Source organism: Pseudoalteromonas sp. Scap03, from assembly GCF_013393115.1.
Taxonomy (GTDB): domain Bacteria; phylum Pseudomonadota; class Gammaproteobacteria; order Enterobacterales; family Alteromonadaceae; genus Pseudoalteromonas.
Genome location: NZ_VDEU01000001.1, coordinates 1786358 through 1801936, shown reverse-complemented (window position 1 = coordinate 1801936; position 15579 = coordinate 1786358). Strand labels below are relative to the sequence as shown.

Genomic DNA, 15579 nt, shown 5'->3' with positions numbered 1-15579 from the left:
AACATTTTTACTTATGACTATAAACAATAATAGCTACATCTTAGATGTAGCTATGCATACTTAATTGATCTATCACTATTAACGAAGTAGTGAACCAATCATTTGTGTTGTACTGTTAGCAGTACTCAATACGGAAATACCTGAGTTCATAAGTAACTGTTGCTTAGTCATGTTAGACGTTTCTGCCGCAAAATCAGCATCCATCAGTGTAGACGCTGCCGCTTGAGTATTTTCTTTCATGTTGGTTACGTTATTCATAGTATGGTCAAGACGATTCATTGACGCACCTAGTGCTGAACGTGCTGTGCCGATATTTTCAACAAGTGTATCCACTTCAGCCATAGCTAACAGGGCATTTGCCTGAGTATCAAGTACACCTAGAGCCGTCTGATCTGCAGCAGCAGTACCAACAGATGCATGCAAACTTGCAATTTCTGTTGCAATACCGACACTTAACGTTTCAGCAGTTGACGAGCCCACTTGAAAAGTTACGCCTGCTGCGGCTTCAAATTTCCCTGTATCAGCGGCAATAACCTCTGCGGTAACACGTTTATCGGCTGCTGTACCATCATTTGCAGTAGCAGCGATTGCGAATAAAGCAGTCCCACCAAAGCTGGTGTTTTGCATAATACTCGCAAGCTCATCACCTAGTGCTACATATTCCGAATTCATAGCTGTAAATTCATCCGCACCATTTGTACCATTGGCAGCTTGTGTTGCTAGCTCTTTCATGCGGTAGGCAATGTTAGTCATTTCATCAAACGCGCCTTCCGCTGTTTGCATCATCGACATTGCATTATTTGAGTTATAAAGCGCTGCTTCTTGGCCACGTACTTGTGCGTTTAAGCGTGATGCGATTTGCAGACCCGCTGCGTCATCTTTTGCAGAGTTAATTTTAAAACCAGACCCTAAACGCTCAAGCGCTGTTGATAAATCGTTGTTGCTACGACCAAGCTGGTTTTGAATTGACATTGAAGCCATATTTGATTGAATTGATAAAGCCATGCTTAATTTCCTTTATGTTTTAAACCTATTTACACACAAAGTATAAATAGAAGTGACTAATCATTAAGAGCGACCATGCCTAAAAAAAACTAAACTTTATTTTGATTTTATTTATTAATACAGCCGAAATAATTACATAGCTACCAAACTAGATGCAGCTTTAAAAAAAGGCTGAGTAACCTTTTTTATTTTTATCCGAGCTCTATCTAAACAAAAACAGCCGCATCAAAGATGCAGCTGTTTTGGTATTTTTTAATCGATTACTCGGTTTATGTAACCTATCGTTAAGCTATTAACGAAGAAGTGAACCAATCATTTGTGTTGTGCTGTTAGCAGTACTAAGTACAGAAATACCTGAGTTCATAAGCAACTGTTGCTTAGTCATATTAGATGTTTCAGCAGCAAAATCAGCATCCATCAGTGTAGAAGCCGCTGCTTGGGTGTTTTCTTTCATGTTGGTTACGTTGTTCATAGTATGTTCAAGGCGGTTCATTGATGCACCTAGTGCTGAGCGCGCAGTACCAATATTTTTAATAAAAGTATCAATACCAGTAATTGCTGCTGATGAATTCGTCGCATCATCTAGGTCACCGATGGTGCCTGCAGTAGCAACACTTGTGTTAATATCCTGTACTGCTGTACTAACATCAACTGAAAGTGTTTCAGCTGTTGATGAACCTACTTGGAACGATACAGCGCCAACATCAAATTTACCTGCAGTAGCATCTAGTAATTTAGTACCACCAAAGCTAGTGTTGTCCATAATACTTTTAAGCTCAGCTTCTAAAGCAACAAACTCAGACTTCATTGCTGTGTACTCATCCGCACCATTTGTACCATTGGCACCTTGGGTCGCTAACTCTTTCATGCGGTAAGCAATGTTAGTCATTTCATCAAACGCACCTTCCGCTGTTTGCAGCATAGACATTGCATTATTTGAATTATAAAGCGCTGCTTCTTGGCCGCGTACTTGTGCGTTTAAGCGTGATGCGATTTGTAGACCCGCTGCGTCATCTTTTGCAGAGTTAATTTTAAAACCAGACCCTAAACGCTCAAGCGCTGTTGATAAATCGTTGTTGCTACGACCAAGCTGGTTTTGAATTGACATTGAAGCCATATTTGATTGAATTGATAAAGCCATGCTTAATTTCCTTTATGTTTTAAACCTATTTACACACAAAGTATAAATAGAAGTGACTAATCATTAAGAGCGACCACATTAAGAAAAAACTAAACTTTATTTTGATTTTATTTATTAATACAGCCGAAATAATTACATAGCTACCAAACTAGATGCAGCTTTAAAAAAGGCTGAGTAACCTTTTTTATTTTTATCCGAGCTCTATCTAAACAAAAACAGCCGCATCAAAGATGCAGCTGTTTTGGTATTTTTTAATCGATTACTCGGTTTATGTAACCTATCGTTAAGCTATTAACGAAGAAGTGAACCAATCATTTGTGTTGTGCTGTTAGCAGTACTAAGTACAGAAATACCTGAGTTCATAAGCAACTGTTGCTTAGTCATATTAGATGTTTCAGCAGCAAAATCAGCATCCATCAGTGTAGACGCTGCCGCTTGAGTATTTTCTTTCATGTTCGTTACGTTATTCATGGTATGATCAAGACGATTCATTGATGCACCTAGGGCTGAGCGGGCCGTGCCAATTGAATCAACTAACGTATCAACAAAATCAAGCTGAGCCTTTGCATCTGCTTGGTTATCAATACGACCATTACCTGATGGCGTAGCTCCTGTTGAGGCCCTAGCCCCCAACTGATTAATAGTTCCTTGAACTGATTTATCTGTAGCCGTACCATCAACATACAAAGTAGCACCGATATCAACTGACAATGTTTCTGCTGTACTTGAACCTACTTGAAACGTAACTGCTGTAGCAAATTTACCTTTATCTGCTGCCAATGCTGCGTCTGCATTAAATAATGCTGTTCCACCAAATGACGTATTATCCATAATACTATTTAATTCAGCAGTCAAAGCAACATACTCAGAACTTATCGCTGTATATTCATCATCACCATTTGTACCATTGGCAGCCTGTGTTGCTAGCTCTTTCATGCGGTAAGCAATATTAGTCATTTCATCAAACGCGCCTTCCGCTGTTTGCATCATCGACATGGCATTGTTTGAATTATAAAGTGCTGCTTCTTGGCCGCGTACTTGTGCGTTTAAGCGTGATGCGATTTGCAGACCCGCTGCGTCATCTTTTGCAGAGTTAATTTTAAAACCAGAACCTAAACGCTCAAGCGCTGTTGATAAATCGTTGTTGCTGCGACCAAGCTGGTTTTGAATTGACATTGAAGCCATATTCGATTGAATTGATAGAGCCATGTTTAGTTTCCTCTTTGAAGTTGTAGTTAAAGTAATTAGTGGAGCTAAATCACTTTCTAATAACTAAGAGCGACCAATTATGAGAAAAGATAAACATTTTTCTAATTATTAAAGTTAGCCCTTAAATTACAGGCGATAATGAAAAAGATGACATTAAATTTAAATTAACTGACCGTTAATTTAGTGAGTATTGCACCATGTTACGAGTTATGTTTGCTTGTGACATAATTGCAGCCACACTATTTACCCCTGGGCTTTGCATGTGCTGTTTAACCCCTAAACTTACAGCAAGCAATTCATCTGTATTGGCTAAGGTACGAGCAGCATCGAGTTGATCTAGCTGGCTTTGCAACTGTTGCTTTTGTGCCTGAATTTTTATTAAGTTGGCCTTTAAATGGCGCTGTGCACTTTGAATTTGTTCGCGGTGCTGTGCAATACTGGCATTTTTGTCTGCTACTTTAGCAAGTTCATTTAGTGGATTATCTAAATCATTAAGCTGCAACGAAATCGGGTTACCCGCCGCAACACGTACACCTTGACCACTCATTACCCAAGGTTCTAAAAGTGGAGCCGCATTATCTTTTTGCGCACTAAAAAGCAGGCGGTTTTCACGGTTGAGCTCAACGTTTATATGATGTGGTGCAAACGCATTTTGAATAGCAGTTAAATTGGTTTTTTCGTCTTGATAGGCAGGTAGTTTTAAACTTAATGATTTACCCGAACGCCCCATTACTAACTGGATACTTTCTTCATGTGGACGCGCGCTAAGCAGGTCTATATTGGCATTAAGCTGTTTGCTAATAGCACGATTTGGGTCGGTTATTTTTAGTTGAGAATCAAGCCCTGAGCCTTTTTTACTTGCGACATTTTGTAATGACGCTATTTGAACTTTAATCTTTTGTTGTTGCATAGGTTGTGGCTGAGAGTTAGCTGCCTGAGTGTTTAATTGTTGTGCTAACTTTTCAAGTCCCATATACAAATTTCGTATTGTGCTTTCACTTTGCTCGGCTCTAGCCAAGGCTTGACTAAGCGCCCCACGCTGTGCCCAATCAGTCAGTACTTTAACTTGCTCCTCTCTGGCAACAATTTTGTTTTTCCACAAATTGTTAGCAGAATCTTTTGTTGATGTAACGAGTGCATCCGATTTATTGGTATTAACCAAGTCAATTGCTTGTGCCTTTTCGCTACTTTTAACCAGCATAGTTAGTTCCTGAAAATATTATAATTTTTAAATGTATGAAAACAATGAAAGTTTGCTTACTGTTGAGTAAACCTGCATCGATGACTCATACGCCGCCATTGACTCTTTCATCGAGATAAACGCTTCAGGGTAATCTACAGCACTTAAATCATCCTGTAAATTCACCGTAAACGTAGTGATATCTTGATTACTGGTAGTAATAGAATCAAGCGACGCCATAGTAGAACCAATTGTAGTCACTTGGCTACTAATAGTACCTAGAAAGTCTGCTAATTTATCTATCATCACCCGTGATTGATTGCCAACGCCACCTGCCGGTGGATTATTTACATCAACAAGATAGTCTTGCATGGCATTTAAAAAGCCGGCACCTGGGTCTAAATCATCACCCACAATATTATTTTTTACACTTGAGTCATCAGATACAGCAACTTCTCTGACAATATCGTCACCGGTATAAACGTAATTACCCGTGGCATCGATTTGAAATGGTTGTTCATCCGTTTTGCTGCCCGAAAAGTAATACTTTCCGTCGCTATCTGTTGCATTAAGTAAATCAACAATCGCAGGAAAAGCCACTCTCATTTCTTGACCAAGCGCTTTAATTTCTGCCTCACCCATCGAATCATCAGCTGCGGTAGTAAGTAAACTCTGTAAGGAATATATTTGGTTAACAATACCAGTCAATTGTACTTCTTGTTGACCCAGTGAAAAGTTAACTGCGTCCATATTGGTTTTGTATTGCTCTAGCGATTTAATTTCTGAACCTAAATTCATAATCATCACAGTGCCAAGTGGATCATCAGACGGCTTAAGAATACGCTTATTGGTTGCTAATTGAGTCGACTTTTCGTTAAAATTTTCAGTATTAATTTGGATGTTTTTTATTGAATTTAAATGAAGCTGATGACTACTTACTCGCATAACATTGCCCCTTAAAACATTTGCAGTAAAGATTTAAACATTTGATCGGCAGTGCTGATCACTTTGGCATTGGCACTATACATTTGCTGAAAATGCATTAAGCTTGCCGCCTCTTCATCAAGGTTTACACCACTAAAGCTATCACGCGCTGCGATGGCATTTTCACTTAAACTCGTAGCGGTAGAGATACTACTTAAATTTTGCTTACTAGTAATTGCCAGTTCACCCACTAATAACGTAAATTTATCGCCTTTTCCTGCCATTGAGGTAACGATATTAGCAATGTTTGAATTATCACCAGGCCCGGAAGTACTACTGTCTTTAAAACCAAGCTTATCGGAAGTGATAACAGGGTTTATCTCGATCGTCCCTAATGGGTTTAATGGGTTGTAAGTAAACAATGCTTCACCAGGGTCGTTATTTAAATCAAAACCGCTTTGTAATGCACCATTCATATCATCAGCAAGGTCGGAAACTAAGCTGTTTAAGGTTGCAAGAGTTGGTTTTATTACATCATTATCAACGCTTATTAAGCCACCAAATTGGCCACCAACATTTTTATCAAGAGTAAATTTCTGGCCAATAAATTCACTGGTGACTGTTGTACCACTGACCGAGATTGATGCAGCTTTACTGCCTACTACTAACGGGGCACCACTTGAGGTACTAATATCAATAAAGCCATTATTTCGTTCAACAATAGATACACCAATATGCCCTGATAACTGGTTTACTAAGCGCTCGCGATTGTCTTTTTGCTCTGCGGTTGATTGATTATTCGCTGTTGCTACCCCAATACTGCTGTTGATTTCGGCTATCTGTTTCGTAATCGATGACACACTTAGTGCCACATTGCTCATTTGCGCATTGAGTTTAGTTTCTTGGCCAGCCAGTGCGCCATTAATCTGCGCAAAATCTTGCATAAGCCCTTCAACTGAGGACAAAAACTGCTGTCTAAAAGCCTGTGAGTCTGGCTTGGTCGTCGCTGCATTTAATGCATTGGTAAGGCTTGCAAGGGAGTTATTTAAGTTTAACGAGTCGGTACCAATTATTTGCTCAATAAAGCCTAGGTATGACTGTTTGTTTTCATAAAAATTGGTATCGGAATTAGTACGCCAAATATCGTCATTTAAAAAGGCGTCAACAACCCGATCAACCGATGCCACCTCAACCCCACCTAAATATACATTAGAGGTTTTAAATTGAGCTTGCTGACGCGAGTAACCTTCAACGGCTGCATTCGCCACATTTTGCCCTGACACAGTCAGCGCAATATTAGCCGCATTGAGACCGCTTAACGCGTTATTTAACATAGACATAATTAACTACCTAATCGTATTAGCATTCAATGGCTGAACAAATGCCGACCCCGCATAAATATCATAGCTTTGGGTTGGCTCAACGCTTTCAGCACCTTTATGTTGATCATTAGCGACCAAGCTTTGGCTATTCTTAAATGTATTTTCTATGGGGGCAATTTTCTCATCAAACTGCTTAACAATCGCTTCGGCTAGACCCAGTTGATGAGTTGACGCTAAATGCTGCGCGGTTTGAGCATTATGCATATCTCTAAATTGCGCTTGCTCGTTACTATTAAAAAAACCATTGTCACCGGCCATAGTTTTGGTGGTGCTATCCATACTTTTTAATACCAGCTGTAAAAAAATGGCTTCAAACTGCTCTGCTGCCTGTTTAACGCCAGCTTCACTGTTGCCGGTAATATTTTCTAGATGAGTGGGGTCTATCGCTAATGACTGAGATAATTGGGTTGATGACTCTATTTTCATGGCTATTTCCTTTAAATAACTAATAGCTCGGCTTCTAGAGCCCCAGCATTATCAAGTGCAATTAATATCGACATAAGCTCGGCTGGCGTTGCGCCAAGTGCATTTACCGCTTTTACAATTTCATCTAATGAGGTGCCTTCAGGCCACAACAGCATATTTTTTTGTTGTTGATCTACCGTGATATCACTTGATTGCGTGGTCGTAGTTTGGCCATTTGAAAACGGCCCTGGTTGCGACACTTGCTCTTGTTCACTTATGGTAATGGTTAAATTGCCATGGTTAACCGCAGCCTGATTAACTCGCACTGTATTGTTCATTACGACAGTACCTGTGCGGCTATTAAATACAATTTTTGGGCGCTCAGAACCTTGCTCTACAGTAATATCTTGTAGCATCGACATAAACGTGTTGCGACTATTGGCATCGCTTGGCGCACTAACCACTAAGCGCGCCCAGTTTTCAGCAGTAGCTACATCAGGCCCAAATACTTTATTGATAGCACGTACAACATTGCGGGCAGTTTGATAATTTGGATCTTTTAAATTAAGAATTACATCGCTTTGACTTTCATACATAGCCATAACACTGCGCTCAATAATTGCACCATTAGGAATAAGCCCTGAAGTAGGCACATTAACAGTCACCGAGGAGCCACTTTTACCGCTAGCATTAATGCCGCCCACCACTAAATTACCTTGTGCTAGCGCATACACTTTGCCATCAACCCCTTTTAACGGGGTCAACATTAAGCTGCCACCATGTAAGCTTTTTGCATCACCCAATGAGTTCACAGTTACATCAATCGCTTGGCCTGGGCTTCCCATAGGCGGCAACGTAGCATGGACAGCAACAGCCGCTATATTTTTTGATTTTGGTAATCGCTCTTCATCTACAGAGACACCAAATTGCTTTAGCATATTACTTAGCGATTGGCCGGCAAATTTTACTTGGGCTTTATCACCAGACCCCGGCAAGCCCACTACTAAACCGTAACCCACGAGTTGGTTTTCTCGCACGCCTAGCACATCAACAATATCTAATAATGGACGTGCTTTGGCGGTCACAGTTGCAGGCGCTAATAGGCTAAAAAAGCACACTAGCATTAATAGTAAATATTTCATTAAAACCTCAGTAATCCCTTAGAACGGGTTTAAGAATCGGGTAAATAAAGTGGTAAACCAACCTGGACGATTCGCATCAGCCAATGTGCCTTTGCCGGTATAGCTTATTTGCGCTTCAGCAATACGAAGCGACGAAACACGGTTACTTACATCAATATCGCCAGGGCGAACTAGCCCTTCAATTTCAATGTATTCATCGCCTTGGTTAAGTTTAATTTGCTTACGCCCTTTAATAACCAGCGACCCATTAGATAAAACATGATTCACCCGCACGGTAATAGCGCCACTCAGGAAGTTTTGTTGGCTGGCGCTGCTTTCACCGTCAAACTTGGCACTCGAGCCTATACCCAAATTAAAATCAGCTACATTGAGTGCACCAGCAACTGGCACAGCAACATCAAAGTCGGTGCTTTTATCTAAACTCGAATCGGCACTTTTACTTGATTGCGTGCGCTCGTTAAGCACCACAGTTAAAATATCGCCAACTCGGTAAGCACGTTTATCTGCATACAAAGAAAACATATAGTTATCTTGAAATAAGCTCCCATCTTGCTGATTCAAACCCTGTGCATAGGCATCTTGGCTTATTTCATAGTCTTGAACTGATTTTTGAGTGGTGTTTTGCGGACATTTAACTTCCCCATACACCACTTCGCATTCCACCATTTGGGTTTTTGACGGGGTATTGCTACAGCCAGCAACACCCAAAAGCAGCAAAAATAATGTTAACTTATTCATCATAATCATACGTTTTGATTTATAAAGCGCAGCATTTCATCTGCTGCAGAGACCACTTTAGCGTTCATCTCGTAAGCGCGCTGTACGGCAATCATGCTGACCATTTCATCAACAACGCTCACGTTTGAGCCTTCAATAGTAAATTGTTGCAAGCCACCAAAAGCATCTTCACCGGGGATCCCCTCAACAGGTTCACCGGATGCTGCTGTTTCGCGGTACAAATTGCCACCTAAGCTTTGTAGGCCTGCAGGATTTGCAAAGTTAACCGTTAACATTTGACCTAACTCAACCGCTTGCGCATCCTTACCTACTACCGCAGTAACGGTGCCGTCGGTGCCAATACTCACTTTAGTGGTGCCCTCTGGTAGCGCAATATTTTGCGCCAAAGGTAAGCCGTTGCTGTTTACCAGTAATGACTCAGAGTTAAGCTGAAACTGGCCGTTACGAGTAAACAATAACTCGCCATCAGGACTTTCAATTTGAAAGAAACCTTGCCCAGCAATGGCTACATCTAATTGATTGCTGGTTGTTTCAAAGCTACCTTCGGTAAATTGCTTTTGCGTACCGTTAATACGAACACCGGTTCCGACCTGAATCCCAGATGGCAGCTGATTAAGCTCATCTACCTGCGCGCCAGGCTGTTTTTGTACTTGGTAAAATAAATCTTCAAATACCGCTCTGTCCTTTTTAAAACCGGCAGTGCTTACGTTCGCTAGGTTATTAGATATTGTTGTCATTCTTAAATCTTGCGCTGCAAGACCGGTTTTACTCACCCATAATGCTGAATTCATGTTTGGCTTCCTGTTTATCCACGTCCGCTGATGAGTTTATTACCGCTGGTCGCTAATTCGTCAGCAGACTTCATCATTTTTACATTCATCTCAAATTGGCGGCTAATATTCATGGTTTTGATCATTTCAGCCACGGCATTCACATTAGAACCTTCTAAAGCACCGGTTCTTACTGTAATTGTTTCGTCGGCTTCAAGCGGCTGTAAATCGTTAGCTCTGAGTAAGCCATCAGCACCTTTAATTAAGTTTGCATCGGTACTGGCTAATTTAATTTGCGCATCTTCTGCAATTACACCGCCGCCAATGGGGGTGAGGTTGATCATGCCGTTTGAGCCAATTTCAATATCACCAAACTCAGGAAGTTGAATATCGCCACCGTCACCTTGCACACGTCGGCCATTAACAGTAATAAAGCCGTCGGCATCAACCACTAAATTACCCGCACGGGTATAAGCCGGTTCGCCATTGTCATCCATCACCTCTAGATAACCGCCATTGCTCAGTGCTAAATCAAGATTACGGCCAGTATCCATGATTGGCCCTGACGATAAGTCAGTAGTTACTGGTGTTAGTTGCGCGTGGTAACGAGTACGAAAGCCCTCGCCTTGTACCATCATAGATTGCGCTTGCTCTAAGTCGGCCTTAAAGCCTACGGTGCTAACATTTGCTAAGTTATTTGCAGCAACGCGTAAGGCGGTATTATTAAGTTCAGCACCCGAAACGGCGGTATAAATTAACTTTTCCACGCTCAGCTTCCTTAGGTGTTACTAAATAAAATTTGCATCATTTCATCAGCACTGCTGATGGTTTTAGCATTGGCTTGGTAATTTTGTTGAAATGACATTAAGCCAACCAGCTGTTCACTAATATCAACATTTGAGCCCATAAATGAACCCGACAGTAATTTACCCAGTGAGCCACTTTCTGGCTCGCCATAAAGTGCAGAGCCTGACTCTTCAGTTTGATACCACACGGTATTACTGCCTTGCTCTAAACCATCAACATTCGCAAACGAGGCAAGTACAACCTGACCTTGTAATTTAGATTCACCGTTAGTAAATGTTGCAAATACACGGCCGTCGTCTTCAACTTTTACACCAGAAAACGCCCCTGAGGTATAGCCGTTGGCATCGTTTTCGTTAACACTGAAACTTGAACCAAACTGCGTTGTACCATCGAATTTAAGCGCGATATTTAATGCTGCTGCGCCACTGGTTATTTCTGCATTACCTGGCGTTGAAGTAATAGGCACCTCTAAATCAACCGACGTTAAGTCGCCTGAAAACGGCACCATTTGGCCATCGGTATCAAAGTTAAGTGTAATGGTACCGGCGTTAATTGAACCACTCGCACCATCATCAATAGCTTGAGTACCTGTCGTCGAACCAAGCGCTGAAAGCTGAGCTTGAGTAAGGGGTTTACCATCTAAGAAAAACATCGCTTGCCATTCGTTGCTACCCGTATGGTTAAAATACTGGGTCATTACATGGCTGTTACCTAAGGAGTCGAATACTTCGGTAGATTGAGAAAAGTTATATTGACTACCATCTTTAGGATCAAATACCGCAGGAGCTGTTGGATAAGCAATCACGTCGCTAGAAGAACTTAAGTTACCGTTAAAGTTAATATTGGTACTGGCTTGTGCTTCTATGTTTGAGGCTTCAATTTTTAAATCGGTTAATACACCTGGTACAATTGTCGGATCACCACCATCAACCTGAGACACGCCAAAACCTTGCAGTTTGCCGCCGTTGGCATTAACAATATTTAAGTCGTTATCTAACTGAAACTGGCCTGCTTGGGTGTAAGCTGTTCGGCCGTTTTCTGATATGGCAAAAAAACCTTGGCCATCAATAGCAATATCCAGCGCATTACCGGTGCGCACAATTTCACCACCGGTGACAAAATCTTCTTTAACATTGGCAACTTTAACGCCGCCGCGTTGACTGCCGTTATACACTGCGGCAAATTCTGCGGTGTTATTTTTATAACCAGCAGTACCCGAGTTAGCAATATTATTACTGGTTACTTCTAATCCTGTTTGGGTACTTTTAAGACCACTTAATCCTATATTGAACATAGACATATTATTTATTCCTCTTATTTATGCCACTTGATTAATTTCAGTGATACCAAAATTACCCAAACCATCGACTTGTAATAAAATATCTTCTAACGATTTACCTACAGAAACACGCTCAACCTCACCGCTTAGCCAAGTATCAAGCTGCTTTGGTACCTCTGCTGTAGTGGCATACGCTCTCACTGCATACGCACCGGCTTCTTGGTTTTCAAATTCAAAACGCAGCGAACCGACTCCAGAATAAGGCAGTTGTTTTTCTTCAACTAGCTCACCTTCTTGGTTATAAAGTTGCACAGTGACAGAGTCTGCGGCTTCCCCTAAATTAACCATGCCAGAGACACTGCCATCTTGTTCAAGGGCAATACTGCTTGCTTGTACATCAACCGTTTGGCCAACCATATTAGTGGCTTCAAGCACCGCTAAGCTGCTCACATAATCCAAACCATCGGCGGTGTTTTGGCGAATGCTTTGTAACGACTCAACATTAGAAAACTCCGCAAGCTGGCTCACATATTGAGTGCCGTCCATAGGTTGTAATGGATTTTGATTACTAATTTGCGCAACAAGTAACTCTAAAAACATGGTCGACATTTCATCTGCTGAACTATTACCGGCAATATTCGTGGTGTTTTTTGCCCCGTCGGCTGCGCTTGGAACGGCTGAATTAACTTGCATAATATTATTGTCCTAACTTAAGAATACTTTGCTGCATGCTATTTACACGCCCCATAACTTCAACAGATGTTTGGTAGCTGCGACTTGCAGACATCATATCTGCCATTTCTTCAAGTGCATTTACGTTGGAGTAAAATACATAACCATCGTTGTTAGCAATTGGGTTATTTGGCTCGTAGCGCTGCTCTACCGCACGGTTTGACTCAGTGATCCCTAATACATCAACCGAGGCTGAAATTGATTGGCTGTCTTGTGTTTGTTTGTACAAAGCAGAAAATACTGGTTTAAGTGCCTTGTAAGCGTCGGCTTCTGAACCGGCTGCGGTATCGGCATTGGCTAGGTTAGATGCAATGGTGTCGAGGCGAATAACTTGAGCGCGCATGGCGCTGCCGCTAGCGTCATAAATTGAATTAAAAGACATTATGATTTCCCTGAAATAACTTTATGTAAGCCATTTATTTTCATATTTAAAAAGGTCAAACTGGTTTGAAAATCCATACTGTTGCTGGCAAATTTTGCTTGCTCAATATTTAACTCAACAGTGTTGCCATCACTTGATGGTTGATAAGGAACGCGATATTTAAGTTCATCCGTTTGTACACCAGCAAAATCAACATCTCTGTTTTGCGAAAAACTGGATGAGACACTTTGCATAATTTGACGGTAATCTACATCTCGAGATTTAAACCCAGGCGTGTCAACATTAGCCAAGTTACTGGCAATGACTTCTGCTCTGTCTAACCTTAATTTCATTGAAAAAGGGTGAACACCTAACGCTTTATCAAATAGTTCCATTGTTGCCTCTAATTTTTGTTTCTTGTATGCTTTCGCGCTTCGCATACACTTTCTACCTTGTGTATAACAACCTTTATGCCAACTTTTAAAAGTATACTTTTTCAATGACTTACATAAAAAAAGAGCAAAAAACAGCCCAGCACACGGAAGCTAAACTTCCCCAAGGGAAGCGTTGGTTTTTCCGCTTACTTTTAACTATTGGACTTCTGCCAGCTCATGCTATGGCCATCCCCATTAATTTTGATAAAGAAATTCGGCAGTTTTTGCACAGTGAAATTAAGAGCTATTTGCGCTCAGTTAATTCGCAAAGTCAGCGACAAGATATAGAATTATTTATTCCTAAAGGCAGCGAAAATTTAAGCTGTGATGAATTGCAAATCACTCGCTCACAAAATCACACGCCACCTGCAGGCAGGGTGAGTATTTCTGTATCTTGCCCATCGCCTGCTTGGCGTTTTAGAGCCAGTGCCAAAGTAAGTGTGTGGATAAACCTAGTAGCTGCCAAGCACACTTTAAACCGAGGTAAAGTGCTTAATAAGCAAGACTTAGAATATAAAAGCGTGGATTTAGGTAAGCACCGCCACCAAGGCGAAACCGGTATTGACCAGCTAGTTGGACTTACCGTTAAACGCGAGATTGATAAAGGCACGGTGATCTCCACCCGATACCTAGAAAAGCAGTATTTAATCAATAAAAATGAGCATATTTCACTGCAAATAAATACCGCAACTTTCTCAGCCAATGTTAAAGCCATTGCTCTTGAAGATGGCCAGCTTGGTGAGGTTATTAATGTAAAAAATTTATCATCAAAAAAAGTAGTTCAAGGTAGAGTAATTGCGCAAGGCGTGGCAGAGGCGACATTTTAAAAAATGTCGAAATAAAAGTTAAGTAATGCTTGTACTTGGTCGCTGATATAAACTAAGCAATATAAATTCGATAAACGAATTAGGTAATAAACAATGAATATAAGTGCAATAACAACCACTGCGGTTGATCAAAGCCAAAAAACAAACCAGCGTTCTTCACTGGATGCAAAACCAGAACAACAACCTGTAGCGACTAAACAAGAGCAAGCAAACTCAGTGAGTGCATTAAGTAAATCAATAGACTCAACATTTCAAGATTTAGCTGCAAAGCCAGACGTTGATATGGATAAAGTAGCCATGATGAAAGCGGCAATTGCCAGTGGTGAATTTAAAATTAATATTGATGAAACCGTTAACGCTATGGTTGAACTTCATAAAAAATGAAAACTGTAAAAGAGTATATTGTAAGTCTGCAACAAGACATTACTAAGCTAGGCGCGTTAATTGAATTACTTGAAACGCAATACGAATTGCTAAGCCAACGTAATGTGCAGCTAGAAACACATAATAAAAAAATGCTCGGCTTTTTAGAAAGCTTAAATGAATCGCACAACCAGCGCGATGGCTTTTTGGTGAGTTTAGGCTTACAAGGTGGCAAAGAAGGTTTAGCACAATTAACCGCGCTTCTACCTGTTGATATAAACACCCTTACTACTAAGCTATTGCATCAGCTTGAGCTAAAAACTAAAACCTGCAAAATAATGAATGAACGCTCAGGGCAATTACTCTCAAGCCAGCGTCGGTTGTTACAGCGTTTAACTGGCGGTGAAAACAAACAAGCTTACCCAGAAATGCCTTTATAAATACGTTACATAAAGGCATTTTCTTGTTTAGTCACTTTGCGCTATGTTTTTACTTTACTCCTATTATTACCTTTTAAAACCCTATCTTGAGTCCAAAAATAGTTATTCCGCTAAAACTAAGTATTATTAGCTTTTGTGCAACTTTGCGGCTAATTGTATTTATAATAAGCAAATAGCGGCTAACGTCACCTTTATTAGACTAAAGAATGATTGCTGCTGAATCTGCTGATTTTATGACCTTTTCGCTATTCTGCATGACAAGATCACACTGTAAAAACAGAACAATAAACCACTGAATTTAAAGATCTTTTAAATTTAACAAGCCAGTTACAACACATCCCTTTGCTATTTTTGTTAACACTTACAAAGCGTTAAACTGGGCTATGCACGACCTTTTGCCTAATTACAATCTGTAGCAAGCTGTTTTACCCTGCGCACTC

18 protein-coding genes are annotated in these 15579 nt (G+C 40.7%); 3 read left to right on the top strand and 15 right to left on the bottom strand.

Annotation, left to right across the window (positions count from 1 at the left end):
- Positions 1-78: 78 nt before the first annotated feature.
- From FHG08_RS08175 to flgB, 15 genes are all read right to left on the bottom strand, one after another.
- Positions 79-1005 (bottom strand): flagellin, encoded by a 927-nt coding sequence (locus tag FHG08_RS08175; protein WP_178955420.1) that lies wholly within the window; start codon positions 1003-1005, stop codon positions 79-81.
- A 292-nt stretch (positions 1006-1297) separates the two neighbouring features.
- Positions 1298-2146 (bottom strand): flagellin, encoded by an 849-nt coding sequence (locus FHG08_RS08170; RefSeq protein ID WP_178955418.1) that lies wholly within the window; start codon positions 2144-2146, stop codon positions 1298-1300.
- 291 nt (positions 2147-2437) lie between these two features.
- Positions 2438-3355 carry a flagellin gene (locus FHG08_RS08165; protein WP_178955416.1) on the bottom strand — a complete coding sequence of 306 codons (918 nt, stop codon included), beginning with the start codon at positions 3353-3355 and terminating at the stop codon, positions 2438-2440.
- A gap of 175 nt (positions 3356-3530) precedes the next feature.
- Positions 3531-4556: a flagellin gene (locus tag FHG08_RS08160; protein WP_178955414.1), complete on the bottom strand. Its 1026-nt coding sequence runs from the start codon at positions 4554-4556 to the stop codon at positions 3531-3533.
- A 27-nt stretch (positions 4557-4583) separates the two neighbouring features.
- Complete coding sequence (gene flgL / locus FHG08_RS08155; RefSeq protein WP_178955412.1) at positions 4584-5480, bottom strand: flagellar hook-associated protein FlgL; 897 nt, start codon at positions 5478-5480, stop codon at positions 4584-4586.
- A gap of 11 nt (positions 5481-5491) precedes the next feature.
- Positions 5492-6799: a flagellar hook-associated protein FlgK gene (flgK, locus tag FHG08_RS08150; RefSeq protein ID WP_178955410.1), complete on the bottom strand. Its 1308-nt coding sequence runs from the start codon at positions 6797-6799 to the stop codon at positions 5492-5494.
- A 6-nt stretch (positions 6800-6805) separates the two neighbouring features.
- Positions 6806-7267: a rod-binding protein gene (locus tag FHG08_RS08145; protein ID WP_055011657.1), complete on the bottom strand. Its 462-nt coding sequence runs from the start codon at positions 7265-7267 to the stop codon at positions 6806-6808.
- Between the two features lie 11 nt (positions 7268-7278).
- Positions 7279-8388, bottom strand: a complete 1110-nt coding sequence (locus tag FHG08_RS08140; RefSeq protein WP_010391158.1) for a flagellar basal body P-ring protein FlgI — start codon at positions 8386-8388, stop codon at positions 7279-7281.
- An 18-nt stretch (positions 8389-8406) separates the two neighbouring features.
- On the bottom strand, positions 8407-9129 hold the full coding sequence (locus tag FHG08_RS08135; RefSeq protein ID WP_256729652.1) for a flagellar basal body L-ring protein FlgH: 723 nt from the start codon (positions 9127-9129) through the stop codon (positions 8407-8409).
- Positions 9130-9131: 2 nt separating this feature from the next.
- Positions 9132-9917, bottom strand: a complete 786-nt coding sequence (gene flgG / locus FHG08_RS08130; protein WP_010391154.1) for a flagellar basal-body rod protein FlgG — start codon at positions 9915-9917, stop codon at positions 9132-9134.
- A gap of 14 nt (positions 9918-9931) precedes the next feature.
- Positions 9932-10663 (bottom strand): flagellar basal body rod protein FlgF, encoded by a 732-nt coding sequence (locus tag FHG08_RS08125; protein WP_010391152.1) that lies wholly within the window; start codon positions 10661-10663, stop codon positions 9932-9934.
- Between the two features lie 11 nt (positions 10664-10674).
- Positions 10675-12003 (bottom strand): flagellar hook protein FlgE, encoded by a 1329-nt coding sequence (locus FHG08_RS08120; protein WP_178955406.1) that lies wholly within the window; start codon positions 12001-12003, stop codon positions 10675-10677.
- Positions 12004-12021: 18 nt separating this feature from the next.
- A complete protein-coding gene (locus tag FHG08_RS08115) occupies positions 12022-12675 on the bottom strand; it encodes a flagellar hook assembly protein FlgD (protein WP_178955404.1) in 654 nt (217 codons plus the stop codon).
- A 4-nt stretch (positions 12676-12679) separates the two neighbouring features.
- On the bottom strand, positions 12680-13096 hold the full coding sequence (gene flgC / locus FHG08_RS08110) for a flagellar basal body rod protein FlgC (protein ID WP_010391144.1): 417 nt from the start codon (positions 13094-13096) through the stop codon (positions 12680-12682).
- Positions 13096-13515: a flagellar basal body rod protein FlgB gene (gene flgB / locus FHG08_RS08105; protein WP_010391142.1), complete on the bottom strand. Its 420-nt coding sequence runs from the start codon at positions 13513-13515 to the stop codon at positions 13096-13098. Before flgB ends, flgC begins: the two co-directional genes overlap by 1 nt.
- A gap of 59 nt (positions 13516-13574) precedes the next feature.
- On the opposite strand from flgB, the gene flgA reads away from it, so the two are divergent.
- The 3 genes from flgA (at position 13575) to flgN (ending at position 15139) form a co-directional block, all read left to right on the top strand.
- Entirely contained in the window at positions 13575-14336 is a 762-nt protein-coding gene (gene flgA / locus FHG08_RS08100) for a flagellar basal body P-ring formation chaperone FlgA (protein WP_178955402.1), read from the top strand.
- Between the two features lie 93 nt (positions 14337-14429).
- Positions 14430-14720 carry a flagellar biosynthesis anti-sigma factor FlgM gene (gene flgM, locus FHG08_RS08095; RefSeq protein WP_010391138.1) on the top strand — a complete coding sequence of 97 codons (291 nt, stop codon included), beginning with the start codon at positions 14430-14432 and terminating at the stop codon, positions 14718-14720.
- Positions 14717-15139 (top strand): flagellar export chaperone FlgN, encoded by a 423-nt coding sequence (flgN, locus tag FHG08_RS08090; protein WP_178955400.1) that lies wholly within the window; start codon positions 14717-14719, stop codon positions 15137-15139. Before flgM ends, flgN begins: the two co-directional genes overlap by 4 nt.
- Positions 15140-15579 lie beyond the last annotated feature (440 nt).

Coding starts and splice junctions, on each gene's coding strand:
- FHG08_RS08175 (WP_178955420.1), bottom strand. CDS start 1,005: ATGGCTTTATCAATTCAATCAAATATGGCTTCAATGTCAATTCAAAAC.
- FHG08_RS08170 (WP_178955418.1), bottom strand. CDS start 2,146: ATGGCTTTATCAATTCAATCAAATATGGCTTCAATGTCAATTCAAAAC.
- FHG08_RS08165 (WP_178955416.1), bottom strand. CDS start 3,355: ATGGCTCTATCAATTCAATCGAATATGGCTTCAATGTCAATTCAAAAC.
- FHG08_RS08160 (WP_178955414.1), bottom strand. CDS start 4,556: ATGCTGGTTAAAAGTAGCGAAAAGGCACAAGCAATTGACTTGGTTAAT.
- flgL (WP_178955412.1), bottom strand. CDS start 5,480: ATGCGAGTAAGTAGTCATCAGCTTCATTTAAATTCAATAAAAAACATC.
- flgK (WP_178955410.1), bottom strand. CDS start 6,799: ATGTCTATGTTAAATAACGCGTTAAGCGGTCTCAATGCGGCTAATATT.
- FHG08_RS08145 (WP_055011657.1), bottom strand. CDS start 7,267: ATGAAAATAGAGTCATCAACCCAATTATCTCAGTCATTAGCGATAGAC.
- FHG08_RS08140 (WP_010391158.1), bottom strand. CDS start 8,388: ATGAAATATTTACTATTAATGCTAGTGTGCTTTTTTAGCCTATTAGCG.
- FHG08_RS08135 (WP_256729652.1), bottom strand. CDS start 9,129: ATGATGAATAAGTTAACATTATTTTTGCTGCTTTTGGGTGTTGCTGGC.
- flgG (WP_010391154.1), bottom strand. CDS start 9,917: ATGAATTCAGCATTATGGGTGAGTAAAACCGGTCTTGCAGCGCAAGAT.
- FHG08_RS08120 (WP_178955406.1), bottom strand. CDS start 12,003: ATGTCTATGTTCAATATAGGATTAAGTGGTCTTAAAAGTACCCAAACA.
- FHG08_RS08115 (WP_178955404.1), bottom strand. CDS start 12,675: ATGCAAGTTAATTCAGCCGTTCCAAGCGCAGCCGACGGGGCAAAAAAC.
- flgC (WP_010391144.1), bottom strand. CDS start 13,096: ATGTCTTTTAATTCAATTTATGACGCTAGCGGCAGCGCCATGCGCGCT.
- flgB (WP_010391142.1), bottom strand. CDS start 13,515: ATGCGAAGCGCGAAAGCATACAAGAAACAAAAATTAGAGGCAACAATG.
- flgA (WP_178955402.1), top strand. CDS start 13,575: ATGACTTACATAAAAAAAGAGCAAAAAACAGCCCAGCACACGGAAGCT.
- flgM (WP_010391138.1), top strand. CDS start 14,430: ATGAATATAAGTGCAATAACAACCACTGCGGTTGATCAAAGCCAAAAA.
- flgN (WP_178955400.1), top strand. CDS start 14,717: ATGAAAACTGTAAAAGAGTATATTGTAAGTCTGCAACAAGACATTACT.